25 protein-coding genes are annotated in these 23,764 nt (G+C 39.4%); 15 read left to right on the top strand and 10 right to left on the bottom strand.

Features of this window, described 5'->3' with window-relative positions; all coding sequences use genetic code 11:
* Positions 1-37: 37 nt before the first annotated feature.
* The 4 genes from EGT34_RS06415 to pabC all read right to left on the bottom strand — a co-directional run bounded on the left by EGT34_RS06415 (position 38) and on the right by pabC (position 3,086).
* A complete protein-coding gene (locus EGT34_RS06415) occupies positions 38-454 on the bottom strand; it encodes a PaaI family thioesterase (protein WP_000842534.1) in 417 nt (138 codons plus the stop codon).
* Positions 455-592: 138 nt separating this feature from the next.
* Complete coding sequence (gene tmk, locus EGT34_RS06420; protein WP_000470765.1) at positions 593-1,192, bottom strand: dTMP kinase; 600 nt, start codon at positions 1,190-1,192, stop codon at positions 593-595.
* Between the two features lie 9 nt (positions 1,193-1,201).
* Positions 1,202-2,272: an endolytic transglycosylase MltG gene (gene mltG, locus EGT34_RS06425; protein WP_001125857.1), complete on the bottom strand. Its 1,071-nt coding sequence runs from the start codon at positions 2,270-2,272 to the stop codon at positions 1,202-1,204.
* A gap of 1 nt (position 2,273) precedes the next feature.
* Positions 2,274-3,086, bottom strand: a complete 813-nt coding sequence (gene pabC, locus EGT34_RS06430; RefSeq protein WP_000263425.1) for an aminodeoxychorismate lyase — start codon at positions 3,084-3,086, stop codon at positions 2,274-2,276.
* A gap of 263 nt (positions 3,087-3,349) precedes the next feature.
* Here pabC and EGT34_RS06435 point away from each other — a divergent pair, with 263 nt between their 5' ends.
* The 6 genes from EGT34_RS06435 (at position 3,350) to EGT34_RS06460 (ending at position 8,859) form a co-directional block, all read left to right on the top strand.
* Entirely contained in the window at positions 3,350-4,357 is a 1,008-nt protein-coding gene (locus EGT34_RS06435) for a sulfate ABC transporter substrate-binding protein (RefSeq protein ID WP_001212600.1), read from the top strand.
* 30 nt (positions 4,358-4,387) lie between these two features.
* Complete coding sequence (locus EGT34_RS06440; RefSeq protein WP_000149917.1) at positions 4,388-4,996, top strand: RBBP9/YdeN family alpha/beta hydrolase; 609 nt, start codon at positions 4,388-4,390, stop codon at positions 4,994-4,996.
* Between the two features lie 80 nt (positions 4,997-5,076).
* Positions 5,077-5,910 carry a sulfate ABC transporter permease subunit CysT gene (gene cysT, locus EGT34_RS06445; RefSeq protein WP_000083115.1) on the top strand — a complete coding sequence of 278 codons (834 nt, stop codon included), beginning with the start codon at positions 5,077-5,079 and terminating at the stop codon, positions 5,908-5,910.
* Positions 5,907-6,791 (top strand): sulfate ABC transporter permease subunit CysW, encoded by an 885-nt coding sequence (gene cysW, locus EGT34_RS06450; RefSeq protein WP_001048807.1) that lies wholly within the window; start codon positions 5,907-5,909, stop codon positions 6,789-6,791. The genes cysT and cysW overlap by 4 nt, the downstream gene beginning before the upstream one ends.
* Before the next feature lie 11 nt (positions 6,792-6,802).
* Complete coding sequence (locus EGT34_RS06455) at positions 6,803-7,864, top strand: sulfate/molybdate ABC transporter ATP-binding protein (protein ID WP_000027499.1); 1,062 nt, start codon at positions 6,803-6,805, stop codon at positions 7,862-7,864.
* A gap of 71 nt (positions 7,865-7,935) precedes the next feature.
* On the top strand, positions 7,936-8,859 hold the full coding sequence (locus EGT34_RS06460) for a CysB family HTH-type transcriptional regulator (RefSeq protein ID WP_001011054.1): 924 nt from the start codon (positions 7,936-7,938) through the stop codon (positions 8,857-8,859).
* Positions 8,860-8,949: 90 nt separating this feature from the next.
* On the opposite strand, the gene carO is transcribed toward EGT34_RS06460, so the two are convergent.
* A complete protein-coding gene (carO, locus tag EGT34_RS06465) occupies positions 8,950-9,699 on the bottom strand; it encodes an ornithine uptake porin CarO type 1 (RefSeq protein WP_000866529.1) in 750 nt (249 codons plus the stop codon).
* Between the two features lie 294 nt (positions 9,700-9,993).
* Between carO and dapD the strand changes: the two genes are divergently transcribed.
* The 7 genes from dapD to EGT34_RS06500 all read left to right on the top strand — a co-directional run bounded on the left by dapD (position 9,994) and on the right by EGT34_RS06500 (position 14,694).
* Complete coding sequence (gene dapD / locus EGT34_RS06470; protein ID WP_000080867.1) at positions 9,994-10,815, top strand: 2,3,4,5-tetrahydropyridine-2,6-dicarboxylate N-succinyltransferase; 822 nt, start codon at positions 9,994-9,996, stop codon at positions 10,813-10,815.
* Between the two features lie 78 nt (positions 10,816-10,893).
* Positions 10,894-11,604: a 7-carboxy-7-deazaguanine synthase QueE gene (gene queE / locus EGT34_RS06475; RefSeq protein ID WP_000157724.1), complete on the top strand. Its 711-nt coding sequence runs from the start codon at positions 10,894-10,896 to the stop codon at positions 11,602-11,604.
* A 40-nt stretch (positions 11,605-11,644) separates the two neighbouring features.
* Positions 11,645-12,316 carry a 7-cyano-7-deazaguanine synthase QueC gene (gene queC / locus EGT34_RS06480; RefSeq protein ID WP_001247780.1) on the top strand — a complete coding sequence of 224 codons (672 nt, stop codon included), beginning with the start codon at positions 11,645-11,647 and terminating at the stop codon, positions 12,314-12,316.
* A gap of 13 nt (positions 12,317-12,329) precedes the next feature.
* The gene (locus tag EGT34_RS06485; protein ID WP_000771346.1) at positions 12,330-12,746 is read left to right on the top strand and encodes a hypothetical protein; all 417 of its coding nucleotides are present in this window, start codon (positions 12,330-12,332) and stop codon (positions 12,744-12,746) included.
* Positions 12,747-12,836: 90 nt separating this feature from the next.
* Positions 12,837-13,523: a diphthine--ammonia ligase gene (locus EGT34_RS06490; RefSeq protein WP_001157855.1), complete on the top strand. Its 687-nt coding sequence runs from the start codon at positions 12,837-12,839 to the stop codon at positions 13,521-13,523.
* 17 nt (positions 13,524-13,540) lie between these two features.
* A complete protein-coding gene (locus tag EGT34_RS06495) occupies positions 13,541-14,002 on the top strand; it encodes a peroxiredoxin (protein ID WP_001293529.1) in 462 nt (153 codons plus the stop codon).
* A gap of 122 nt (positions 14,003-14,124) precedes the next feature.
* Complete coding sequence (locus tag EGT34_RS06500; protein WP_001050700.1) at positions 14,125-14,694, top strand: CAP domain-containing protein; 570 nt, start codon at positions 14,125-14,127, stop codon at positions 14,692-14,694.
* A 70-nt stretch (positions 14,695-14,764) separates the two neighbouring features.
* Here EGT34_RS06500 and EGT34_RS06505 read toward each other — a convergent pair whose 3' ends face one another.
* On the bottom strand, positions 14,765-15,355 hold the full coding sequence (locus tag EGT34_RS06505; RefSeq protein WP_001991184.1) for a nicotinate-nicotinamide nucleotide adenylyltransferase: 591 nt from the start codon (positions 15,353-15,355) through the stop codon (positions 14,765-14,767).
* Positions 15,356-15,464: 109 nt separating this feature from the next.
* On the opposite strand from EGT34_RS06505, the gene EGT34_RS06510 reads away from it, so the two are divergent.
* Entirely contained in the window at positions 15,465-16,265 is an 801-nt protein-coding gene (locus EGT34_RS06510; RefSeq protein WP_000175549.1) for an enoyl-CoA hydratase-related protein, read from the top strand.
* Here the strand turns inward: EGT34_RS06510 and EGT34_RS06515 are convergent.
* From EGT34_RS06515 to purL, 4 genes are all read right to left on the bottom strand, one after another.
* Positions 16,262-16,579 (bottom strand): NIF3-like protein 1, encoded by a 318-nt coding sequence (locus EGT34_RS06515; RefSeq protein WP_000916030.1) that lies wholly within the window; start codon positions 16,577-16,579, stop codon positions 16,262-16,264. The genes EGT34_RS06510 and EGT34_RS06515 overlap by 4 nt on opposite strands.
* Positions 16,580-16,646: 67 nt before the next feature.
* On the bottom strand, positions 16,647-16,772 hold the full coding sequence (locus EGT34_RS21440; RefSeq protein WP_000977277.1) for a KGW motif small protein: 126 nt from the start codon (positions 16,770-16,772) through the stop codon (positions 16,647-16,649).
* A 200-nt stretch (positions 16,773-16,972) separates the two neighbouring features.
* Complete coding sequence (locus tag EGT34_RS06520) at positions 16,973-18,178, bottom strand: multidrug effflux MFS transporter (protein ID WP_024437346.1); 1,206 nt, start codon at positions 18,176-18,178, stop codon at positions 16,973-16,975.
* A gap of 82 nt (positions 18,179-18,260) precedes the next feature.
* Positions 18,261-22,094: a phosphoribosylformylglycinamidine synthase gene (gene purL / locus EGT34_RS06525; protein WP_024437347.1), complete on the bottom strand. Its 3,834-nt coding sequence runs from the start codon at positions 22,092-22,094 to the stop codon at positions 18,261-18,263.
* 309 nt (positions 22,095-22,403) lie between these two features.
* Between purL and EGT34_RS06530 the strand changes: the two genes are divergently transcribed.
* Positions 22,404-23,744, top strand: a complete 1,341-nt coding sequence (locus EGT34_RS06530) for a deoxyguanosinetriphosphate triphosphohydrolase (RefSeq protein ID WP_000437078.1) — start codon at positions 22,404-22,406, stop codon at positions 23,742-23,744.
* Positions 23,745-23,764: the final 20 nt, after the last annotated feature.

Below are 23,764 nucleotides of genomic sequence, written 5' to 3' on the forward strand. Positions count from 1 at the left end.
AGCACGGTTCATGCCGTGCTTTTTTATTACTTAAGATTTATGGTCTAGGTGGAATTGAGTAAGTCGCGGTCACATGTGCCACGGGTTCCTCTTGCCCTACTGAATAAATCCAGACCTCACCTACGACTAAGCTCTTTCCTACTTTCATGAGCTTACATTCACTGCGTAAGTCTTGATCACCTGCGGGTTTTCTCAGGAAATTAATATTAAAATTGGTGGTTACAGCTAAACCAATAATTCCAATTTCACCGAGTATTGCAATATATAAAGCAAAGTCTGCCAAAGTCATCATAGTCGGGCCAGATATAGTACCACCCGGACGTTGATGTCTTTGGTCAACGTGATAATAAACAACGGCAGCTTTAGAGGTGACTGATTCAATCATGCAATGTTCCAAACTTTGTGGGAATTCCTTTTCAAGAAATGCCACAATTTCTTCTTTTGAGCTTTTCATCCTTGTTTTTCTTCGATTTCAGAACAGTATTCAAAATAGCATAGAATACTGCCCAATATTTTCTATGACGTTTAAAACCAGATTTCTTGTCATTTTTCACCACTCCCAAAAAAATATGAGAGTGGCTAATCCCATGGCCTATGCTAAATATTGCAGAGCTTGCTCGAACACCTGATCTGGACTTTGTGTAGCATCTAAACGTTTAATACGCTCAGGCTCAACTTTCCATAAGGTTTCATAACCTTCACGAACCTTAGTAAAGAAGCTTAACTTTTCTTGTTCAAAACGGTCTAAAGCTCCACGTTCACGTGCACGGTTCATACCAAGTTCAATCGGTGCATCTAACCAGAAAGTCACCTCCGGCATGCGTGAAACGAAGTTCTGGTTTAAAAGCTGTAATTTGTCTTGGCTTAAACCACGACCGGAACATTGATAAGCAAAACTCGCATCAGTAAAACGGTCACTTAATACAATTTTATTAGACTCTAATGCCGGCAAAATAACTTGTTGTAAGTGTTGAGCTCGTGCCGCATAAATTAAGAGCAGTTCGGTATCATGACTCATATTTTCATCATGATTCACTGCCAAAAGCATCGAACGAATTTGCTCAGCTAACGGTGTTCCACCCGGCTCTCGAGTTAAAACAACTTGTTTACCTTGTTCTTCAAAATGCTGATGAATTTTTCGAATGAGTGTAGTTTTTCCTACCCCTTCCGTGCCTTCAAAGCTAATAAACATCTCTTTTCCTTATTTCTTCGATCTCAACACGGATAAATACTCTTGCACTGCTTGGTTATGTGCTTGCAAGTCTGCCGTAAATTTATGTCCACCATTACCAGTCGCTACAAAATAGATGTTATTTGAATCATCTGGATGTAACGCAGCCTTAATGGCTTTTTGGCTTGGCAGCGCAATTGGAGTTGGTGGTAACCCATTAATTGTATAGGTATTATATGGTGTTGGTGTACGTAAGTCTTCGCGGGTAATATTACCCTTATAGTTTGCACCCATACCATAAATTACGGTTGGATCAGTCTGTAAACGCATACCGAGTTTTAAACGGCGCACGAAAACCCCTGAAACTTGTGTAAGTTCGCTATCGAGGCTCGTTTCTTTTTCAACAATAGAAGCCATGATTAAAGCTTCATACTTATCTTTATAAGGTAAATTCGGTGCCCGCTTTGCCCAAGCCGCATCTAAGGCTTTCATTTGACGATGGTATAAATCAGTCAGGATTTTCTTATCGGTCTCACCTTTAGCAAAGAAATAAGTGTTGGGTGCAAACAGGCCTTCAGGATGATGATAAGGAATACCTAAAGCCTTCATAATCTGGTCATCTGGTAAATCCAATATCGTATTTTTTACATTTTTATCGTTTTTTAGTGCTGTAATCAGCTGCTTAAAAGTTGTTCCTTCAATCACTAGAACACGGTTCATCTGGGCATTATCAGCATCAGATAACATTTCTAATACTTGTCTTACGCTCATTCCCTGCTCTATCTCATATACACCAGCTTTCATACTGTCATGAATCATAAACTTTTGATAAAGCTTAAGTACAATTGGGAAATGGATTTTATTTTCTTTGGCTAAGCGATCAATAAAACCAGAATAGGTCTCACCTGATGTGATCGATAGCATCTGCTTTTTCCCTTCAATAGGATAAGCTTTAAATAAACTTGACCATAAAATAGCAAAAATAGAAATTAAAACGATAAAACAGCCAATCAGCACTAACTTTTTTGGAAAATTAGATGCTGTTTTCTTGCCCTTTTTTTTAGCATTTTTTGCTTTCGCATTCACAGGTGGCTTCGGCATATTAATGAATCTGATTCAAGTTAAGAGTATGAAATAAATTTAGGCACGCCTGTGACTCTAGAATTTGTTCACTGATTTGAGTAACTACTCGCATTGGATGTAAAGCATTACAAAAGAATAGACTCTGTATTTGTGGTACTTCATCTAGCTCAATTATTCTGACTTCACAGGCAATTCCGTAGTGCTGCATACGCGCCAAAATTTCTGCACGCATCACACCGTGGACGCCATTATAGCGAAGTTCCGGAGTAATCCATCTATCATTTAAACGAATAAAACAATTACTGCTTACCCCTTCAACAATATAACCTTGTACATCAGTTACTAAAGCTTCAACCCAGCCTTGTTGATCTGCTTCTTTTTTTAGCAATACCTGCTCAAGACGGTTTAAGGATTTAAGCCCAACTAAACTCGGCATGGTTAAACCTAAAGCCTGATTTAAAACTCCACACTCAATAAAATCTGGTTGGAACTGCTCCAATGCTTTTGGATAAAACCAGATATAAATATCTGCCGCATGCTTTGGCAAACTATAGCCACGATCGCCTTCACCACGGCTAATCACAATTTTTAAAGTCCCGTTGAGCACGAGATTCTGATTTTGTAGATGCTGCAAACTTTGTTCGATTAACTCAAAATCTGCAACCAAAGATAATTTTTGGCAAGCAAGTTTTAGACGTTCCCAGTGCCGTGCTTTAAGCTCAATCTTATTTTGAAAAACACGAATTGTGGTAAAGCAGCCATCCCCATAATGAAATGCCCGGTCCAATAAAGGAATGGTCTCTACAGGTTGTCCATTTTTAAAACACCACATGCTTAATCCGTCCTTTATTTAAAACCACCCAACAATACAACACCTTTCATTTAATTAATAAATGACTGATTTTAAAAAATTATACCGATTTAAGAGAAACTTTTGAAACTTGTTATATATCAAGATTTAAGAATAACTTATCCATTTTTATTATTTCTATATTTTTCATATTAAATTCGTTTTTTATTATTTTTTTAGAATAAAGACTAGCGCTATTCTGCGTTCATGTTTTGAACATTTCGTATTTTTTGAGGGGTTATCTCATGCGTTTTTCTCAGTTAAAAGTCGGGGTTATTGCTGCATTACTTTCTGTTTCATCGTTTGCAGCTCAAGAATTCTTAAACGTTTCTTACGATCCAACTCGCGAGTTATATACAGATTTCAATAAACAGTTTGGTACTTACTGGAAACAGCGTACCGGTCAAGATATTGAGTTTAAACAATCACACGGTGGTTCTGGTAAACAGGCCCGCGCTGTAATCGACGGCTTAAATGCAGATGTTGTGACATTAGCACTTGCTGCTGATATTGATGAAATTGCTGAAAAAGCAAAATTGCTTCCAACAGACTGGCAGAAAAAGTTACCGCAAAACTCTACTCCGTACACATCAACTATCGTGTTTTTAGTTCGTAAGGGTAACCCTAAACAAATTAAAGATTGGGGTGACTTAATCAAGCCAGGCGTGGAAATTATTACGCCAAACCCGAAAACTTCTGGTGGTGCACGTTGGAACTATCTTGCCGCTTGGGCTTGGGCAAAACATCAAGCAGGTGGTAACGATGCAAAAGCGCAAGAGTTTGTTCGCCAAATTTATAAACACACCAAAGTTTTAGATTCAGGTGCCCGTGGTGCAACCACTACATTTGCTGAACGCGGAATTGGTGACGTATTACTGGCTTGGGAAAATGAAGCACATTTAGCTATCCGTGAACAACCTGGCAAGTTTGAGATTGTGACGCCATCTTTATCTATTTTGGCTGAGCCACCAGTTGCAATTGTTGAAAAAAATGCAGCGAAAAAAGGCAACTTAACTATTGCAAAAGGTTACCTCAACTATTTGTACTCACCTGCTGGTCAAGAAATTGCAGCACGTAATTTCTACCGTCCTCGCAATGCAGCTGTACTCAAAAAATATAGCAATGTATTTAAGCCATTGAAACTTGTCACCATTGATAAAGAGTTTGGCGGTTGGACAAAAGTACAAAAGCAACACTTTGATAATGGTGGTGTTTTCGATCAAATCGTGAAAATCAATAGTGCAGAGAAGTAATTCTTTGTTCTAACGATAAGGAGAACAGACATGACACACACTGTAATTGTTCCGGGTGTAGGTGGAAGTGAACATCAACATTGGCAATCTTGGTTGCAGCGTCAACTCGTGTCTAGTTCTCGCGTTGAGCAAAAGAACTGGGATAGACCCGTATTAAGCGAATGGATTGAGCAATTCGTTAACACAGTTCAAGCAGTACAAGCACCAGTCCAAATTGTTGCGCATAGTTTCGGCTGCCTAACTAGTGTTGCTGCCTTAGCAGAGCATCCAGAGTTACAACTTCAAGTTAAAAAACTGATTTTGGTTGCTCCTGCAAATCCGGCACGTTTTGGTGAAGCGGGATTTGCCCGTCATAGTTTGACTGACTACAAAGATTATTTTCATCAGCTAAAAATTAATGTGCCTGCAACGCTACTCATTAGTGAAAATGATCCATGGTTAGACTTTTTTGATGCTTTACAGCTTGCGAAATCTTGGCAATTAACCCCGATTAACCTTGGACAAGTCGGTCATATTAATGTTGCTTCAGGCTTCGGTCCGTTTCCTGACTTACTGAATCATCTACTTCCTGAAGACTCAATGTGTAGCCACTCATCTATTGATCCGGTAAAGACACATTTCTCTTTGAAATTTGCTTAATACCTAGCTTTATACCGCGCCGTTTATCTTTATTTATTCGCTTACTGGTTTCAGCAGGCTTTTCTCTTTGAGGAAATATCATGTCGCAGCGATCCCGAGTGCTGCCTGGGTTTGGCCTATCATTGGGCTTCACCCTCGCTTACGTTTCTTTTATTGTGCTTATTCCATTAGCCGCAGTCTTTATCAAATCATTTGGAATCGGATGGGACGGACTATGGGAAATTTTAACCTCTGAACGTATTTTAAAATCGCTTCAACTCAGCTTTAGTTCAGCCTTAATTGCGGCGTTTATTAATGTTGTTTTCGGGCTACTTTTAGCTTGGTGCCTTGTCCGTTATAACTTTCCCGGAAAGCGTCTGGTTGATGCCTTAGTGGACTTACCTTTTGCACTTCCAACAGCAGTTGCAGGTATTGCGTTGACCTCACTCTATGCGCCTACAGGCTGGATCGGTCAATATTTAGAACCCCTTGGTATTCAGGTTGCATATACCCCCATCGGGATTACGCTAGCTTTAGTGTTTATCGGCATTCCTTTTATTGTTCGAACCGTTCAACCGGTATTAAGCGATATTGAAACTGAACTTGAAGAGGCGGCTTCCGCACTCGGTGCAAATCGTTGGCAGACCATTACCAAAATTATTTTACCAATATTACTCCCTGCCCTATTTACAGGCTTTGCTTTAGCATTTGCTCGCGGTGTAGGTGAATATGGTTCTGTAATTTTCATTGCAGGTAACCAGCCGTTTAAAACTGAAATTGCTCCGCTTATGATCATTTCTCGCCTCGAAGAATATGACTATGCAGGTGCAACGACTATTGCAGCAGTGATGTTGGTTCTCTCTTTCATTATTTTATTTGTCATTAACTTACTTCAAGCATGGGCAAACCGTCGTACAGGGAGAAATGTCACATGAACCTACATACCGACAGCAATGCACTTGCCTTGAAATTGCAATCTCGTGACGCGACACGTGAACCAACTTGGGTACGTTATACGCTCATTACAATTGCACTGATTTTTTTCCTTAGCTGCCTCATGCTGCCACTTATTCTGGTTTTTGTTGAAGCATTTAAACAAGGTCTTGAAGTCTATGTTCAAGCTTTAATTGATCCAGATACGTTATCAGCAGTGAAATTAACACTATTGACCGCAGCAATTGCCGTTCCGATTAATGTGATATTTGGTGTTGCCGCTGCATGGGCTGTTTCCAAATTTCAGTTTAAAGGTAAAGCAATTTTAACCACCATTATTGATATGCCTTTTTCGGTTTCACCTGTTATTGCAGGTTTAATGATTGTACTGATTTTCGGTGCTCAAGGCTGGTTAGGCGGTTGGCTCATGGAACATGACATCAAGATTCTATATGCCGTACCTGCCATTGTTTTAGCGACCATCTTTATTACAGTTCCATTTGTGGCGCGTGAGTTAATTCCACTTATGGAAGCGCAAGGAACTGAAGAAGAGGAAGCAGCGATTGTACTCGGTGCATCAGGTTGGCAAACCTTTTGGAAAGTCACACTCCCTAACATTAAATGGGGTCTGATTTACGGCGTGATTTTGTGTAATGCCCGTGCAATGGGTGAGTTTGGGGCAGTATCAGTAGTTTCCGGCCACATCCGTGGTGAGACCAATACCCTGCCTCTACATGTCGAAATTTTATATAACGAGTACACCTTTAGTGCAGCTTTTGCGGTGTCCTCACTACTTGCTTTCTTGGCACTATTAACACTGATTTTAAAAACCTGGTTAGAACTACATCAAGACAAACCAGAACCGCATTCAACTGATTCGTAAGGAATGAAATCATGAGTATTCAAGTTAAAAATATTGAAAAACACTTTGGTGCATTCCATGCGCTTAAAAATATTTCACTCGATTTCCCAGAGGGTGAACTGGTTGCCTTACTCGGCCCATCTGGCTGCGGTAAAACGACGCTACTTCGTATTATTGCGGGTTTAGAATCAGCAGATGGTGGTCAAGTCTTACTAGAAGGCGAAGATGCAACCAATGTACATGTCCGTGAGCGTCAGGTCGGTTTTGTTTTTCAGCACTATGCTTTATTCCGTCACATGACCGTATTTGACAATATTGCCTTTGGTTTACGTGTCCGTCCTCGTGCCACACGCCCATCGGAAGCCGAAATTAAAAAACGTGTGACTCGTCTGCTTGATTTGGTTCAATTGGGCTTTTTAGCAGACCGTTACCCAGCCCAGCTTTCTGGTGGTCAACGCCAACGTATTGCCTTAGCTCGTGCACTTGCCGTAGAACCTCGTGTGTTATTGCTTGATGAACCATTTGGTGCACTAGATGCTAAGGTCCGTAAAGAATTACGCCGCTGGTTACGTAACTTGCATGATGAGCTGCATATCACTTCAATTTTCGTAACCCATGACCAGGAAGAGGCACTTGAAGTAGCAGACCAAATTATTGTGATGAATAAAGGTAACGTCGAACAAATTGGTTCTCCGCGTGAAGTTTACGAAAAACCTGCAACACCATTTGTATTTGATTTCTTGGGTCAAGCAAATCGTTTTGAAGGTGAACATGCAAGCGGTATTATCCGTATTGGCAATGATCGTATCGAATTACCGACCACAGTTCAGGCACCGCAAGGAAAAGTAATTGCTTTTGCCCGTCCGGATGAGTTACATATTCATGCGCAACCACAGGCAAATACAATTGAAGCAACTTTTGTACGTGAAGTCTGGATTGCTGGAAAAGTAGTGGCGGAATTACAAGATCGTAATGGACGTTTAATTGAGATTGCTCTGAGCAGTGAAGCTGCAAAACAACATGCATTTAAACCAAATCAAACTGTTTGGGTAAGTGCATCTCAACTTCACCTATTTGCAGATCAAGTTGCTTAAGGAATTATTTGGTGAGGAGCCATCTCGCGGTATTTAAAGCCGTTCCTCACCTCTTTTGAGGAAAAGTGTAAATGAACTTTCAACAATTAAGAATTATCCGAGAAACAGTACGCCAAAACTTTAATTTAACGGAAGCATCTGCCGCGTTATACACCTCTCAATCAGGTGTAAGTAAACATATTAAAGATTTAGAAGATGAATTAGGCGTACAACTTTTCGTCCGTAAAGGTAAACGTCTGCTGGGTTTAACTGAACCCGGTCAATCACTCCTTAGTATTGTAGAACGCATGCTTGTAGATGCTGAAAATATTAAACGTCTTGCCGATGACTTTAATAAAGTGGACGAAGGTACTTTAACGATTGCAACAACACATACTCAAGCACGTTATGTATTACCACCAATCGTCAATCAATTTAAGAAACTATTTCCAAAAGTTCATTTGATTTTGCAACAAGCAAGCCCTGTCGAAATTGCAGAAATGCTTTTACAAGGTGAAGCTGATATTGGCATCGCGACAGAGTCTTTAACAACTGAAGAAAATTTAGCAAGCATTCCATACTATCAATGGCAGCACAGCATTATTACTCCTCAAGATCACCCACTTACACAGCTCGATAAAATTGATCTTGATGCTTTATCTGAATACCCACTAATTACTTATCACGGCGGTTTTACAGGTCGTTCAAAGATCGATAAAGCATTTGAAGATGCACAAATTAATGCCGATATTGTAATGTCTGCTCTTGATGCCGATGTTATCAAAACTTACGTTGAACTCGGCATGGGCGTTGGAATTGTCAATGATGTCGCTTACGATGCAGAACGTGACTATCGTTTAAAACAAATTAAAACTGATATCTTTGGTGTCAACACCACATGGATTGCTGTTCGCAAAGGCCATTTATTACGTGGTTATGGTTATGAGTTTATTTCTTTATGCTCACCTGATGCTGACATTAAAGCATTGAAAAAAATTGCCTATCCAGATGAATAAAGTTTAAGAACAAAATAAAAGAGCTACTTATGTAGCTCTTTTATTTTTAGATATAAAAAAACGAGCCGAAGCTCGTTTTTTTACTATTTATTACCAGTAGAAGTTTACACCAACTTTACCAACTGGCATCCATTCGTATTTATTATCGTTACGAATTTCATTTGCTTCTTTATCAACCGCATCCTGAGCAGATGTTGGGTTACCAGTTACAGGAGCAAGATTATACTGAGTTAACTCAACTTTTGGATTACCAGTATAGTAAGCACCTACTTCACCAAATACACCCCAGTTTTTGCTAATCTTTGGAGCAAAACCAAAACCTAAATATGGAGCGATATCATTTTTGTAAGACATTTTACCTCTTACACCGCCCTCTTGACCAGGAACTGCTTGTTGATAGTTTTTACCATCAATTGATAAGGTATCACCATTACCAATACGTTTAGCAAGGTCATAATCATTATCTAAGTAAGCCGCACCTGCAGCTATATATAGGCCTTGAGCCCATGGATTTGTGCTGGCACCCCAAGGACGAATTTCAGCATTTAGATAGACATTGTTATTATCCATGTCTAAATCATACTTAGTGCCATTTACTGAAACATCATCTGTCCAAGAAATGTCACCGCCGTTATAACCCAATGCTAAACCTACATATGGGTTTGCTTGCCATAACAAAGCACCACCGTAACCTGTAGTACCTACTTCAGCACGAGCGCCTACTGGAATTAATTGGTTTTTATCGAATGCATAGCTGTCATGAACAACAGCTTCATCCGCCATTGCAGCACCAGCAGCAAGTAAAGCTGTAGTTGTCACTAAAACACGTAATACTTTCATCGTTTTCTCCTTAAGAAAAGGCTCTGTTTTTAATTTATTCAGCTTGTGACAAAAATTATATTCAAGAGCATAGATTCTTTTTTATACAAAAACTGCTAGATTTCTGTTATTTTTTGATACAAATTGAGTTAAATTTTTATTTTCAAATCATTTTTGTGTAAAAAACACTTGATTATCTAATAAGCTTATTTTGGTTTAACTCATTTATACCTCAATTAAACGTAACACGTTTTTTCAAAGATTCTTGTCACAAATTAGTGTAAAATCTTTAAAATTTTTTATGGAAGGAAGATCATGTCTCAGCTTTCTACGATCATTGAGCAAGCATTTGAAGACCGCGCAAATTTCACTGCAGCAGATTGCCCAAGCGAAATTCGCCAAGCTGTTGAAGAAGCAATTGCTGGTTTAGATAACGGTACACTTCGAGTTGCAGAAAAAATCAATGGTGAATGGGTTGTTCATCAATGGTTAAAAAAAGCTGTTTTATTATCATTTAAACTTAATGACAATAAACCAATCGAGTCATGTGATCTTCGTTTCTACGACAAAGTTGAAACTAAATTCTCTGGTTGGACTGAAGAGCAATTTAAAGCTGCGGGTGTTCGTGTTGTTCCTCCTGCTGTTGCTCGTCGTGGTAGTTTCCAAGCTAAAAATGTGGTGTTAATGCCATCTTATGTCAACATTGGTGCTTACGTAGATGAAGGCACAATGGTTGATACATGGGCAACTGTAGGTTCATGTGCTCAAATCGGTAAAAACGTTCACTTATCAGGTGGTGTTGGTATCGGTGGTGTTTTAGAACCATTACAAGCTAACCCAACCATTATTGAAGACAACTGTTTTATCGGCGCACGTTCTGAAATCGTTGAAGGTGTTATTGTCGAAGAAGGCTCTGTTATTTCTATGGGTGTTTATATCGGTCAATCTACACGTATTTATGATCGTGAGACTGGTGAAATCCATTATGGCCGTGTTCCTGCTGGCTCAGTTGTTGTACCAGGTAACTTACCGTCAGCTGATGGTAAATACAGCTTATATGCTGCAATTATCGTGAAAAAAGTTGATGCACAAACACGTGCAAAAACAAGTTTGAACGATTTGTTACGCGCTGACTAATTTCAGTTTGATCAAACATCTCTACGATCAACACTGATCGTAGAGATTTTATTTTTTATATAGTGTGGTATTTCTAGAATGGCTTCCTTACGTTCCTCTGCAATTCCTGTCTCTGACCCTGCGTCCGGTCTACGCATTACCGAGATTTTTTACTCCTTGCAGGGTGAAGCAAATGCCTCTGGCCTACCGACTGTATTTATTCGTCTCACAGGTTGCCCTTTACGTTGTAGTTATTGCGACACCACTTATTCTTTTGAAGGTGGCGAACGCTTATCACTTGAGCACATTATTGAAACGGCTGAAAAATATCAAACGCCTTATATTTGTGTAACAGGCGGTGAACCACTTGCACAACCCAATTGCTTAATTTTATTACAACGTTTATGTGACGCTGGTTTTGACGTTTCCCTAGAAACCAGTGGCGCTCTTGATGTATCAAGAGTGGATCCGCGTGTTTCAAAAGTCCTCGACTTAAAGACTCCAACTTCTGGTGAAGAACACCGTAATCTCATCAGTAATCTTGACCATTTAACACCGCGTGACCAAATCAAATTTGTGATTTGTAATCGTGAAGACTATGAATGGTCAAAACAACAAGTTGAACAATATCAACTGCAAACCAAAGTCAGTACTGTCTGGTTCTCCCCTGCTTTTGCAGTTGAAAAAGGTGCTGTTGGCCTGCCACGTTTAGCACGTGATCTGGCACAGTGGATACTGGACGACAAACTGCCTGTACGTTTCCAGCTTCAGTTACATAAACTGCTCTGGAACGATGAATCAGGTCGATAATCGTTCAATAAAATAAATCATTCCGAATATGGAGAAAAATATGCGCCCTCGTGCCATTGTTTTACTTTCAGGCGGCTTAGACTCAACCACTTGCCTAGCTTGGGCACAAGCGCGCTATGAATGTATTGCTATTAGTTTTATGTATGGTCAACGCTCAACCACTGAACTTGATGCTGCAAAAGCATTAGCTCAGCGTGCAGGTGTTGAACATCGTGTAATTAATATCGATTTAGCCAATTTAGGCGGGTCTGCACTTACAGATCATAACATTGCTGTACCAGAACAATTACAAGAAGGTATTCCTGTAACTTATGTACCAGCACGTAACACAATTTTCCTCTCTTATGCCTTAGCAGCAGCAGAAGTTTTCAATGCTGAAGCGATTGTTATCGGCATCAATGCTGTTGATTATTCAGGATATCCTGACTGTCGCCCAGAATTTATTGATGCTTTTGCCAATATGGCTCGTTTAGCAACTAAAGCTGGCGTAGAAGGAAAACCTCTTAAATTTGAAACACCCCTGTTACATTTATCCAAAGCGAATATTATACGTTTAGGGATTGAACATGGCGTAGACTATAGTCAAACGGTATCTTGCTACCAAGCAGATGCTCAAGGACGTGCGTGTGGTAAATGTGACAGTTGCCGTTTGCGTAAAGAAGGCTTTATCGATGCTGGTGTTACCGATCCAACACGCTATATACCGCAATAAGTAGGTAAAATTTATGAAGTTGTTAAAATCAAATCTTATTCTTTCATCTTTATTCTCAGCAGCTGCACTTATGGCTGGTTCAGCTCAAGCAGCTGAAAACCCAGTTCAAGCAGCATATAAAAGCACTAACGTTAAAGGTGCATTAATCAACGTTTGTAAAGACCAAACTGCAAAAGGCGGTAAATTAAGTTCAGCTGAAGTAAGCAAATTCTGTAGCTGCCAAGTTGAAGCGCAAGGTAAAGTGACTGAAGCACAAAAATGGGAAATTCAAAGCACAATCAATGCGAAGAAAAGCCCAAGCTCTTTAGCTTTTGTACAACAGCAAAACCGTGACCTTAAAGCATGTTTCGGTCCTCAGTTAACAACTAAGCTTGAGAAATTAACTGAAGAAGCAATGAAAGCAGCTCAACAACAAGCTCCTAAAAAATAAGCTTTTGTTGCTCCAAATTAAGCCTGCATTTATGCAGGCTTTTTTATAGCTCTGTTAAAATGACACCGATCTCTTCATTCGAAATAAGTCATGCAAGAACAATGGAAAACTAACGCACATAACAGACCGTCAATTGTCTCCTTTAGTGGAGGTAAAGATAGCTCTCTTGCACTTTATCATGCCATGCAAACTGGTAACGTAATTGGTTTAATCGTTATGCTAGAAGAGCAAGGACAACGCTCCCGTTCACATGCAATGCCACTTGATATTATTCGGGCGCAAGCACAAGCAATTGGCTTACCTGTATTTATGGCATCTTCTAGCTGGAATGACTATGAAAATAAATTCATCAACTTACTAAATGAAGCCAAACAAAAAGGTGCTGAGGTACTGGTTACAGGTGATTTAGATATGCCGGAACATGGTTGTTGGCATGATCGTGTTACTCAAACAGTGGGCCTTAAATTAGGAATGCCGCTCTGGCTACGGCCCCATCGTGAAGTTGTTGAAGAATTTATTCAACTTGGATTTCAGAGTGTAGTTGTGACTGTAAACCTTAAACTCGGAATGAAGGTGGAAGATTTAGGTCAAGTGTTATCGTTAGAATATATACAGGAACTTGAAAACCGTGGAATTGATCCATGTGGAGAAGGCGGTGAATTTCATACCACTGTGATTGATGGTCCAATTTTTAACAAAGCTATTCCTGTAAGAAAGCTCGATATTGTTTATCATGAAGAATATGCTTTTTTACCACTTGAATTAGATCAAATTTAACTTTTAAAGGATAAGAAATGTCTGAGAATATTCAACTGCCAAATCAGGTTTTCCCAACCACACACGGCGAAGTTAATTTGGCTGAAGTCGATAATGAATGGCTGATTATTTACTTCTACCCTAAAGACTCAACGCCAGGCTGTACAACACAAGCTGTCGGCTTTTCTTGTTTAAAAGATCAATTTGATGCTTTAGGTGCTCGTATTTTTGGAGTATCACGCGACTCGGTAAAAGCCCACCAAAACTTTACAGAAAAGCAGGCACTAACAATCGATTTAATTAGTGACAAAGAAGAAGTACTTTGCAAACACTTTGATGTGATTAAAGAAAAGAATATGTATGGGAAAAAAGTAATGGGGATCGAACGCTCTACTTTTATTTTCCATAATAAAACCTTAGTTAAAAGTTACCGTAAGGTAAAAGCGGCCGGCCATGCTGAACAGGTTTTAGAAGATTTAAAAGCATTACAAACAGCTTAATAAGCTTGAGTAACAAAAAAGCGAGTTGAATACTCGCTTTTTTTACACGCACATAAATTGCTCAGCTATTTTAATTTGGCGTATGATAAAAATATTAAAATAACTCGAACTCAGGCATTGCTATGAATCTACTAAAAGTTTGTACTTTATTGCCTTGTAGCCTTGTTATTGCTGCCTGCTCCGTTAATTCATCAAGCACTCCTCCTACACTGAGCTCTTCTACACCACAAGTTCAAAAATCATCGATAGAAATAAGCTGCCAAGATTTACAAAATCCTGCTTACCGACAAGCTGTGCTTAATGCAATTAATGAAATTCGACAACATCCTCGTCAATGTGGTCAGCAGTATTTTTCTGCAGCTAAACCTTTAAGCTGGAATAATAATTTATATCAAGGTGCAAATGCTCACTCTAAAGATATGGCAAATAACAACTTTCTTGGGCATGTTGGCTCAACAGGTTTAGATTTAAGAGCGAGATTAAAAAAATATCATATGCTGAGTAAAGCCAATGGTGAGAATGTCGCCAGTGGACAAAAAACTTTAAATGAGGTCATGGCTAAATGGATCGCCAGTCCTCTGCATTGCAGTAATATCATGAACCCTAGATATACCGAATATGCCATTGCATGTGCTTCTGACCAGTCTGCTAAACAAAGAAGCTATTGGACACAACAATTTGCAGGTTTTTAAAGTAGACTCAAAAAAGCATCAAAAAATTCAATCTACTTTTAAAAACCAGAGATTCTTTAGTTAGATCGAATCATTCTTTATGAGACGACACGGTTTCCTCAATATTTGAATGGTCTGCCTGTAAAAACTTTTGCTGTAGCTGTAAATATAACGGTGTATTTTGGAATTCTTCCAAAAATTGAATGGTGCCTTTGGGAAATGCATCCGTTTTAATTTTGCCCTGATAGTAGGCTTCACGCATTGGAGTGGCAGAAATCGAATCTTTCAAGCTATCAAGTTCGACCATCACCCATTCTGGAAATAGTCGTAAATAATAAGATGACTCATCTTTGAAGTGGCCAATCAAACCAACTTTTGAGTTCGGTTCTATTACACCATTTACTAATGATTTAACCTGTTTTACCCACTTCTCATCATTATAAACATCAACCACATGTACAAAACGAATGCGCTTTTGCTCATCTAATGAAAAATTAGATAAAATCATTTGTTCTCGTTCAATTGCAAGAAACGGATTTTTTATATTACGTTCCATTTGGGCAGAACCTAAAGCCAAAATCACATAGCGACTTTGTTGTAATGCAATTTCAATCGTTTGCATATGTGCCAAATGAAATGGCTGAAAACGACCTATAAAAACGAGATAGTCAAATGTATACATAATTAGTTTTTCACTTTTTATGAACTCACCAGTTACGCTCATTACAAAAAATATGCGCCATAATGAGAACCTAAAAATCAACAACGTGGTTTAAAGCAAGGATAGTACGATGACACTTAGCTGTATTCAACAACCTCATCAACATTTACAAGCAAATTTAGAAGGTGGCGTACTCACCTTAGCCATAAATCGCCCAGAAGCAAAAAATGCATTATATGGCGAACTTTACTTATGGATTGCCAAAGCACTTGATGAAGCCGACCAAAATAAAGATGTACGAGTAGTCGTTCTACGTGGTGCCGAACATGACTTTACCGCTGGTAATGACATGAAAGATTTTATGGGTTTTGTACAAAATCCGAATGCTGGTCCAGCAGGTCAAGTTCCTCCATTTGTACTCCTTAAATCTGCTGCCAGATTATCGAAGCCGCTTATTATTGCAGTAAAAGGCGTGGCAATTGGTATTGGTGTTACGATTTTATTACAGGCAGACCTCGTTTTTGCCGACAATACGGCCCTCTTTCAAATTCCTTTTGTTAGCCTTGGGCTTTCTCCTGAAGGTGGTGCAAGTCAATTATTGGTTAAACAAGCTGGTTATCACAAAGCAGCTGAACTTCTGTTTACTGCCAAAAAGTTCAATGCAGAAACTGCTGTACAAGCTGGTTTAGTTAATGAAATCGTTGAAGATGCTTATGCCACTGCTCAGGCAACTGCCCAACACTTAACAGCTTTACCGCTTGCTTCATTAAAACAAACCAAAGCATTAATGAAACATGATTTAGATCAGATTATTGAATGTATTGACCATGAAGCAGAAATCTTTATGCAACGCGTTCAATCACCAGAAATGCTAGAAGCTGTGCAGGCATTTATGCAAAAACGTAAACCGGACTTTTCACAGTTTAATTAAAAATCAACTTCTATGATTTGAATAAACTCAAAGGCAGGCTCTTCGTAAGGATGGCTTGCCTTTAATGCTTTTGCCACTGCACTTGCCTTTTCTTCAAGCACAATCGTTTCAACACGCCATTCGTCAACTTGTTCAAGTTCACCTAGCTCTCCAATATAAGGGTCAGCTCCTTTAACTGGCTTGAATTGCCCTACCCCTTTAACTTGCCAAGCACATTGTTCATAGTTCCCTATCCCACCTGCTCCGGCCGCAAATATAGACTGTTTAGTCGACTCAAGATGTGACTCTGGTACGTAATAAATCAGCTTTAACATGAATAGAATGACTCAAAACTAGTAATTTGCTTTAAATCATACCCTTTAAGAAGACTCCAAATCAAAGTCAGCTCATCATTGCTAAATAATTTGCTCCAATAAAAAGTATTTGTAGGGCAAGCGCCAAGCCAAATAAGCGCCAACCTTTATCTCTTGTGTACATCGTTCTTATGTGATTTTTGTTTTTCATCATTTTGATCTCCGATTTTTATCGTTGTTACAGAGAAAGCAAAAATTGAACCAACAGCAATCCAAGCATAAGGGGTTAAATATACTTATGTCTATACTCTTATAGATTTTCTTAAAGTCCTTAAAAAACGTATTTTCTTACCTTTACTTTAAGTTTAAAGAAAATTTTTCTAATTCAGTGAGCTATCATAATTCTGGATCATTTTAAACATTCGATTTCTTTAAATATCTGTTCTCATATACGGTCATCATAAATGCTAAACCACATAAAATGACAAAACCGCAAGTCATTGGAATTAGTGTGCCGTTATATAATTGCCCAATAATAGAGGCAAGAATAAGTGACAATACGGACGAAGCTGCACCAATAATAGCTGATGCCATACCAGCTACATGTCCCATAGGTTCCATTGCAATCGCGTTTAAATTACCAAATAAAGTTCCAAATAATAAAAATAAAATACAGGCATAAAGCATAAACATCCAAAATGCTACAGTCACACCTATAAGTTGAATCCCTAAGAAAATTAATGAAATTAAGCACAGACCGAGAAAGCCATAAATACAGATTGGACGCATACCAAACTTCATGACAATTTTAGAATTGGTAAATGAAGCAATGCCCATTACACCAGCAAGCACAGCAAAATAAGCACTAAACTCTTGCCCTGTTTTACCAAACTGCTGCATAAAAATTTGCTGAGAAGTACCTAAGTAACCAATAAATCCACCAAAGCAAAAGCCTGCACATAACAAATAGCTCATGGTGGTTTTATTACTTACAACTTCTTTGAACCCATCTTGAAATGCTTGTAAACGCATAGGTAAACGATTTTCAGGAAGTAACGTCTCTTCTAATCGTAAAGCGACCCACGCTCCAACGACAGTTGCATAGATCATGTATAAAACAAAAATATCACGCCAACCAAAGAAGTGAATAATGAGTTGTCCCAGACTTGGTGCAATCGCTGGAGCGACCATAAATACCATCATGATTAAGGACATAATACGGGCCATTTGAGCGCCGCTGTATTTATCTCGCACAATGGAAATTGAGGCGACATAAGGACCTGAAACCCCAATACCTTGAATAAAGCGACCTACTAAAAACCATTCAAAGCTTTGTGTGGTAAAGCACAATAAACTTCCCAAAAAGTAGATGATAATACCGGTAAATAAAATACGTTTTCGTCCAATCGCATCGGAAAGTGGACCTGCAATCAACTGACCTATTGTCATGCCGGAGAAAATACCAATAATGACCCACTGGGTCTGATTATTATTCTTTAATTCAAAAACTCGTCCAACCTCACCTAAAGCAGGCAACACCGCATCTATCGAAAAAGACACGATAGACATGAGTAATGCCATCAAAAGTGCAAACTCACGGAAATGGATTCTTGACTTCATTTTTCTTCTCTACTATTTATTCTATTCACATTGTACTACATACAAATAAGCCACCTTACGGTGGCTTATTTCAATTTTTATATTAACCAATAAACTTACGTGCGTTACGGAACATACGTAACCAAGCACCGTCTTCAGTCCACTCTTCTGGTTTCCAAGAATGCTGGATAGCACGGAAAGTACGCTCAGGGTGCGGCATCATAATCGTTGCACGACCATCTTTAGATGTTACACCAGTAATCGCTTCCGGCGAACCGTTCGGGTTCAATGGATAATGTTGAGTCGGGTTACCATGGCTGTCAACATAACGCAATGCAACCTGATTCGCTGCATTTAAGCTTGCAATATCAGCTTCGCTAGCAACTGCACGGCCTTCACCATGTGCTACAGCAATCGGTAAAATTGAACCTTCCATACCATCAAGTAATACAGAAACTGATTTTTCAACACGAACGTTTACGCTACGTGCTTCAAAAACTTCTGACATATTGCGGTGGAAACGTGGCCAGTGTTCAGCACCCGGAATAAGCGGCGCTAATTGTGACAACATTTGGCAACCATTACAGATACCTAAACTAAACGTACCTTCACGATGGAAGAATTGCTCAAACTGATCACGTAACTTCGCATTGAACAGAACTGATTTTGCCCAGCCACCGCCTGCACCCATTACGTCACCGTAAGAGAAACCGCCACAAGTCACTAAACCTTCGAAATCACTTAGGCTCACACGACCAGCAAGTAAGTCGCTCATGTGTACGTCAATTGTGTTAAAGCCAACTTTATCGAAAGCTGCAGCCATTTCAATATGACCATTTACACCCTGCTCACGCAAGATTGCCATATTCGGACGACGGCTATTAATAAACGGTGCTTCGATAGGTTCATTTAAATCAAATGTAGGTTTAGCAATCAAACCTTGATGTGATTTATCAGTAATTAAAGCAAATTCTTGGTCAGCAGTTTCAACGTTATCACGTAAACGTTGGATCTGATGAGATACTTCAGACCAAGCCTGTTGTAACTCTGCACGCTCTAAAGTTAAGCCATTTACAGATAATTGATCAGTATTATTTACACGACCAACTACTGCAATTGCATCTTTTAAGCTAGAACCAGCTACTTCTGCTTGTAAAGCCTCCCAATCAGCTCCTTTGATTTGAACCACGGCACCAATTTCTTCTGCAAATAAACCAGCAGTAGTTTGGTTTTCTAATGCCACACCTAAACGCGAAGCGAACATCATTTCAGCTACAGTTGCGAGTAAACCACCATCACCGATGTCATGGTAAGCCTGAATCAAGCCACGGTTATTCCAGTCTTGAATTAAAGCAAAGAACGCTTTGAAATCATCAAAACTATCAACATCTGGAGTGACTGAACCAATTGCTTTATATACTTGCGCAAGAATCGAACCACCTAAACGGAATTGTCCTTTAGATAAATCAATACGGACAAGTACTGAGTCTTCTAAATTCTTAAGTTCAGGTGTTAAAGTCTTACGAACATCAGCTACTGGAGCAAATGCAGTAATTACACCAGTCATTGGAGATGTTACAGCTTTATCTTCACCGTTATCATTCCAAGTCGTACGCATTGAAAGTGAGTCTTTACCTACAGGAATCGCAATTCCCAAAGCAGGACACATTTCCATACCAATCGCTTTTACACCTTCAAACAATGCTTGGTCTTCACCTTTTTGACCAGCAGCAGCCATCCAGTTTGCAGAAAGTTTGATATCGCTAATTTGTTCAATGTTTGCACATGCAATATTGGTAATTGCTTCAGCAACTGCCAAGCGAGCAGACGCTGCTGGATTTAACAATGCAACTGGTGGACGTTCACCCATTGCCATTGCTTCACCAGTGAAGCCTTGTAGGCTGGTAGTCGTTACTGCTGCATCTGCAACAGGAATCTGCCAACGACCAACCATTTGGTCACGTGCAACCATACCTGTAATTGAACGGTCACCAATGGTGATCAAGAATGATTTAGACGCAACTGTAGGATTTTTCAATACACGGAAAATCGCATCTTTCAAATCAACTTTTGAAGCGTCAAATTCGTTGCCTTTACGTTCAATTGTTTCATAAGAACGTTGCATACGCGGTGTACCACCAAGCATCACTTGCATTGGGATATCAACTGCGTTGTTTTGGAACAATGGATCTTCAACAGTTAAGTGACGAGCTTCAGTTGCTTCACCTAACACGGCAAATGGACAACGTTCACGAGCACAGATTGATTCGAACTGTTCTAAAGACTCTGGACGAATTGCAAGAACATAACGCTCTTGTGCTTCATTTGACCAGATTTCCATTGGGCTCATGCCCGGCTCTAATGAAGGAATCTTACGAAGGTTAAGAACTGCACCTAACTCATGATCGTTTACAAGCTCAGGCATTGCATTTGATAAACCACCAGCACCTACGTCATGAATAGACACGATTGGGTTAAAGTCTTCTAAACGCCAGCAAGTATCAATCACTTCCTGACAACGGCGTTCCATTTCTGGGTTTTCACGTTGTACAGATGCGAAATCAAGGCTTTCACCCATTGTACCGCTGTCTACAGAAGAGGCTGCGCCACCACCAAGACCGATTAACATCGCAGGGCCACCCAATACAATGAGCAAGTCACCCGGTTGAATCGCATCTTTTTCTACATGGTCAGGACGAATGTTGCCGTAACCACCCGCGATCATGATTGGCTTATGGAAGCCCTTCACTTCACCATTTACGTTTTGTTCGAAAGTACGGAAATAGCCATTTAATGCAGGACGGCCGAATTCATTGTTAAATGCCGCGCCACCTAATGGACCTTCAATCATAATTTGTAATGGCGATGCCATACGTGAAGGTTTACCGTAGTTTTCTTCCCAAGGTTGTTCAAAACCAGGAATATTTAAGTTAGAAACTGTAAAGCCTGTTAAACCTGCTTTCGGTTTACCACCACGACCAGTTGCACCTTCATCACGGATTTCACCGCCTGAACCTGTTGCTGCGCCAGCAAATGGAGAAATTGCTGTTGGGTGGTTGTGAGTTTCAACCTTCATTAAAATGTGAGCAGCTTGGCTCTTATATTTGTAAACAAAATGACCGTTTTCATCTGCTTTCGGATAAAAACGCATCGTGTCATAACCAACAATTACAGATGCGTTATCTTTATATGCCGATAACACGTCAGTTGGAGATTCTTTATAAGTGTTTTTAATCATTTGGAACAATGATAATGGTTGTTTTTCACCATCAATTGTCCATTCAGAACCGAAGATTTTATGACGACAGTGTTCAGAGTTTGCTTGTGCAAACATCATCAACTCGATGTCATTTGGGTTGCGACCAAGTCGAGTAAATGCTTCAGTTAAATAATCAATTTCTTGTTCAGATAACGCAAAACCAAATTCGTTGTTGGCTTTTACTAATGCTTCTTTACCTTGACCTAAAATATCAATTGAATTTAAAGGTTTTGGTGCTGTTTCTGAAAACAGTGCTTTTGCATCTTCAATTTGTGCAAAAACAGTTTCAGTCATACGGTCATGAAGTACTTGTTTTACTTCATTAGAAATTTCAGAAACACCTTTTAAGGTAAATAAAAGACCACGTTCTAAACGGTGAACTGGAGTATTACAGTTTTTGAAAATGTCAGTCGCTTTAGATGACCAAGGTGAAATCGTACCCACACGTGGTGTTACTAAAATCTGAATCTCATCACTTGCAGGTTGACGAAGTTCAAAAGACTCACCGTCATTTAATAATTGCAAAGCAGATTGATGTTGCTGCTCGTTGAGCGCTTGATCAAACAAATAGACCCATTGGCTGTCAAAAGATTGAACAGAACTAATTGACGATAAACGTGTTAATAGTTGAGCTTTCTTAAAAGAAGAATGTGCTGCTGCACCGGCCACGATAAACATGTTGATTTTGGCTCCACGGGCAGGTCTTGTGAACCTTACCGCAATGTGACTTTAGAGAGAGCGCATATTCTACTGTGTCTTGCTAAAATCAGCTAGATGTAGAATCAGTATTCTGTAACCTAATTCTGCAAGAAGTGATGTGTTTTTTGTTCAAAATCATTTTTTTAATCATTCTCGCTCAAAATAAATTGTTTCATGTTTATTCAATAACATAATAAAACCTGAACTAAGACAAACTATGTCGCACCAAGCTAGTGCTTTTAGCATTTTTTTGGCATGATCAGGCTTTATAGTTTTGAATAATGATAAATGGAACAAATGCGTTGGTTAGAACTGCTATCTGCAGTTCGTTTAGGTAGTAAAAAAAGCAGTACAGAGCTGGCTCGAAGCCCATTTCATAAAGATTATGACCGCATTATATTTTCACAAAGTTTTCGTCAGTTAAACCGCAAGACTCAAGTTCATCCTTTAGCACAGCATGATGGCATTCATACCCGTTTAACTCACTCGCTTGAAGTTTCCTGTATTGGCCGTTCTATGGGCATGCTGGCAGCCGAAAAAATTAAAGATGAATTGCCTGTCTGGATTTCTCCTGCCGATGTCGGTGCAATTATTCAAGCGGCCTGCCTTGCTCATGACATTGGTAACCCACCCTTCGGTCATGCAGGTGAATATGCAATTCGTGAATGGTTTGACGATGCCTCACATAATGATTTTTTAAAAAAGTTAACTCCCGAAGAAGAAGCCGATGTCCGTCAGTTTGAAGGCAACGCCCAAGGATTACGCCTCTTAACCCGTATTGACTATCATCCTGATGATGGAGGCATGCGTTTAACTTACGCAACCTTAGGCGCTTATTTAAAATATCCTTGGCTTTCAAAAACAATAGCTTCTCAAGGTGATCGTCCATCACACCAACGAGCGAAATTTGGTTGTTATCAGTCTGAAAAAGAAATTTTAAAACAAATTGCTGAGCAGCTCGGACTTATTCAATTAGGTGAATATCACTACTGCCGTCATCCACTTACCTATTTGTTAGAAGCTGCCGATGATATTTGCTATGCCCTCATCGATTTAGAAGATGGTATTATTCTAAATATGCTGAATTACCAAGAGGTTGAACCGATTTTTCTGAACTTGATTGCTGATTATGGTCAACCTGAAGAGCTATCACTTCCAAGCAGTACATGGCAACAAAAAATTTCGGCATTGCGTGGTCGTGTTATGAAGCGTCTGGTTGATGAAGTCACTACAGCTTTTGCCAAACATCATTATGAAATTATTACTGGTCAGCTCAAAGGTAGTCTTTTACAGTACTGTTCGCCTGATATTGCGGCAGGTATTGAAACAGCCAAAAATCTGGCACGTGAAAAAATCTTCGAACACCCACAAAAGTCTGGTTTAGAAATTATTGCTCACCAAAGTTTGCAAACTATTCTTGATGCATTTGTTCCCTTAACGATGCCGCATAAATCTTTAAGCTTTAAAGAACAGCGCTTGATGTCTATTCTTAATTTGTACGGTGCTCGCTTTAGTAATAACCACTACAGCAATATCATGCAGGTACTCGATATTATCAGTAAGTTTTCAGATCATCAGGCTTATAGCTTGGCTCAAGAGCTACAAGGTAATAAAATCGGCTTGTTTTAAGCTGCCTTAATATAGAAAGA

Origin of the sequence: Acinetobacter sp. FDAARGOS_558 (assembly GCF_003937785.1) — a bacterium.
Classification (GTDB): Bacteria; Pseudomonadota; Gammaproteobacteria; order Pseudomonadales; family Moraxellaceae; genus Acinetobacter; species Acinetobacter baumannii.

What these genes read in the sequence shown, in the direction of transcription:
- EGT34_RS06415 (WP_000842534.1), bottom strand. Translation starts at nt 454, where the DNA reads ATGAAAAGCTCAAAAGAAGAAATTGTGGCATTTCTTGAAAAGGAATTC.
- tmk (WP_000470765.1), bottom strand. Translation starts at nt 1,192, where the DNA reads ATGTTTATTAGCTTTGAAGGCACGGAAGGGGTAGGAAAAACTACACTC.
- mltG (WP_001125857.1), bottom strand. Translation starts at nt 2,272, where the DNA reads ATGCCGAAGCCACCTGTGAATGCGAAAGCAAAAAATGCTAAAAAAAAG.
- pabC (WP_000263425.1), bottom strand. Translation starts at nt 3,086, where the DNA reads ATGTGGTGTTTTAAAAATGGACAACCTGTAGAGACCATTCCTTTATTG.
- EGT34_RS06435 (WP_001212600.1), top strand. Translation starts at nt 3,350, where the DNA reads ATGCGTTTTTCTCAGTTAAAAGTCGGGGTTATTGCTGCATTACTTTCT.
- EGT34_RS06440 (WP_000149917.1), top strand. Translation starts at nt 4,388, where the DNA reads ATGACACACACTGTAATTGTTCCGGGTGTAGGTGGAAGTGAACATCAA.
- cysT (WP_000083115.1), top strand. Translation starts at nt 5,077, where the DNA reads ATGTCGCAGCGATCCCGAGTGCTGCCTGGGTTTGGCCTATCATTGGGC.
- cysW (WP_001048807.1), top strand. Translation starts at nt 5,907, where the DNA reads ATGAACCTACATACCGACAGCAATGCACTTGCCTTGAAATTGCAATCT.
- EGT34_RS06455 (WP_000027499.1), top strand. Translation starts at nt 6,803, where the DNA reads ATGAGTATTCAAGTTAAAAATATTGAAAAACACTTTGGTGCATTCCAT.
- EGT34_RS06460 (WP_001011054.1), top strand. Translation starts at nt 7,936, where the DNA reads ATGAACTTTCAACAATTAAGAATTATCCGAGAAACAGTACGCCAAAAC.
- carO (WP_000866529.1), bottom strand. Translation starts at nt 9,699, where the DNA reads ATGAAAGTATTACGTGTTTTAGTGACAACTACAGCTTTACTTGCTGCT.
- dapD (WP_000080867.1), top strand. Translation starts at nt 9,994, where the DNA reads ATGTCTCAGCTTTCTACGATCATTGAGCAAGCATTTGAAGACCGCGCA.
- queE (WP_000157724.1), top strand. Translation starts at nt 10,894, where the DNA reads ATGGCTTCCTTACGTTCCTCTGCAATTCCTGTCTCTGACCCTGCGTCC.
- queC (WP_001247780.1), top strand. Translation starts at nt 11,645, where the DNA reads ATGCGCCCTCGTGCCATTGTTTTACTTTCAGGCGGCTTAGACTCAACC.
- EGT34_RS06485 (WP_000771346.1), top strand. Translation starts at nt 12,330, where the DNA reads ATGAAGTTGTTAAAATCAAATCTTATTCTTTCATCTTTATTCTCAGCA.
- EGT34_RS06490 (WP_001157855.1), top strand. Translation starts at nt 12,837, where the DNA reads ATGCAAGAACAATGGAAAACTAACGCACATAACAGACCGTCAATTGTC.
- EGT34_RS06495 (WP_001293529.1), top strand. Translation starts at nt 13,541, where the DNA reads ATGTCTGAGAATATTCAACTGCCAAATCAGGTTTTCCCAACCACACAC.
- EGT34_RS06500 (WP_001050700.1), top strand. Translation starts at nt 14,125, where the DNA reads ATGAATCTACTAAAAGTTTGTACTTTATTGCCTTGTAGCCTTGTTATT.
- EGT34_RS06505 (WP_001991184.1), bottom strand. Translation starts at nt 15,355, where the DNA reads ATGTATACATTTGACTATCTCGTTTTTATAGGTCGTTTTCAGCCATTT.
- EGT34_RS06510 (WP_000175549.1), top strand. Translation starts at nt 15,465, where the DNA reads ATGACACTTAGCTGTATTCAACAACCTCATCAACATTTACAAGCAAAT.
- EGT34_RS06515 (WP_000916030.1), bottom strand. Translation starts at nt 16,579, where the DNA reads ATGTTAAAGCTGATTTATTACGTACCAGAGTCACATCTTGAGTCGACT.
- EGT34_RS21440 (WP_000977277.1), bottom strand. Translation starts at nt 16,772, where the DNA reads ATGATGAAAAACAAAAATCACATAAGAACGATGTACACAAGAGATAAA.
- EGT34_RS06520 (WP_024437346.1), bottom strand. Translation starts at nt 18,178, where the DNA reads ATGAAGTCAAGAATCCATTTCCGTGAGTTTGCACTTTTGATGGCATTA.
- purL (WP_024437347.1), bottom strand. Translation starts at nt 22,094, where the DNA reads ATGTTTATCGTGGCCGGTGCAGCAGCACATTCTTCTTTTAAGAAAGCT.
- EGT34_RS06530 (WP_000437078.1), top strand. Translation starts at nt 22,404, where the DNA reads ATGGAACAAATGCGTTGGTTAGAACTGCTATCTGCAGTTCGTTTAGGT.